The following is a 1,002-nucleotide window of genomic DNA, read 5'->3' as shown; positions in this document are numbered from 1 at the left end:
GCTGGTGCTGGGCGCGGTGCTGGCCCACGCCGCGTGGTGGGTGCTGGGCGTGGTGGCGGGGCTGGCAGCGTGGATGTACCGCGTCCGCATTGGCAACTGGCTGCGCGTTCTGTGCACGGTGCGGGGGCTGCGCTGCGTGTGCGACTGGCTGCTGCCCGACCCGCGGCGTACGCCGCTGCACGATGCCCGGTCCGTAGAGCGATCGCTGAAATGAAAAACGGTCCCGCTCAGCGCGGGACCGTGATTTCGATGCGTTCCCCGAACACCTGTTCGGGCGGGGCGCCGCCTCAGGAAATCGGGCCTTCGCGCATGCCGCGCACTTCCATCACATAGGCCCCCGGCTGGCGGGGCACCATGCGCACGGTGCTGCCGTCCACGGTGATGCCCGCCGCGTCCGCCGCATTCGGCGCATTCGTCGCATTCGTCGCGTCTGCCCCATTTGCCCCATCTCCCCCATTTGGCAGATCCTTGCCGGGGCCGGACAGCAGTACGGCCTGCACGGTGTAGGTTCCTTCGGCGGAGCCGCCCGGGGTCACGGGGATGACCAGTTCCTTGCCCACCGTGCCGCGCAGTGGGCCGGGCGGGATGTGCCGGAAGGCAGTGGCGGCAGGCGCTGCGGCCTGGCCCGGCTGGCTCGTCTGGTCCGGCTGGGCCGCCGTGACGGACGGCAGCATCGTCGCAGCCAGCATCAGGCACAGGATCAGCACCAGCGTGACAGGCCGCGCGCCGGTCAGCGCGCTGGCCGGAACCGTCGGGCATGCGGCCTTCGGGCACGGACTGCGTCCGATCATGGTCGTGTCCTCGCATCCCCGCCCCGCGCGCCACGGGGCACGCGGGGCGAGGCATTGGTCAGAACGGGTTGCCGATGTTCACCGAGGCGTGCACCGGCAGCATGAAGAACAGCGCCCGGCCCAGCAGTTCCTGCGCGGCCAGCAGCGGCAGCATCCACGCGGGCATGCGCTCGCCGCGCGCCAGCGCGTACGACGCGGCCATCAGGGCCAG

The 1,002-nt window shown here is 71.6% G+C and carries 2 protein-coding genes; one reads left to right on the top strand and one right to left on the bottom strand.

Going from position 1 to position 1,002, the window contains the following annotated elements; all coding sequences use genetic code 11:
- Positions 1 to 214: hypothetical protein (locus FVW27_RS16990; protein WP_167127416.1), on the top strand; the 214-nt coding region annotated here is incomplete at its 5' end.
- 73 nt (positions 215 to 287) lie between these two features.
- Here the strand turns inward: FVW27_RS16990 and FVW27_RS16985 are convergent.
- Positions 288 to 791 (bottom strand): hypothetical protein, encoded by a 504-nt coding sequence (locus tag FVW27_RS16985; RefSeq protein ID WP_167127413.1) that lies wholly within the window; start codon positions 789 to 791, stop codon positions 288 to 290.
- Between the last annotated feature and the right edge of the window lie 211 nt (positions 792 to 1,002).

The sequence above is a fragment of the Nitratidesulfovibrio liaohensis genome (assembly GCF_011682075.1).
GTDB classification, from domain to species: domain Bacteria; phylum Desulfobacterota; class Desulfovibrionia; order Desulfovibrionales; family Desulfovibrionaceae; genus Cupidesulfovibrio; species Cupidesulfovibrio liaohensis.
This window is presented reverse-complemented; position numbering and strand designations above follow the sequence as displayed.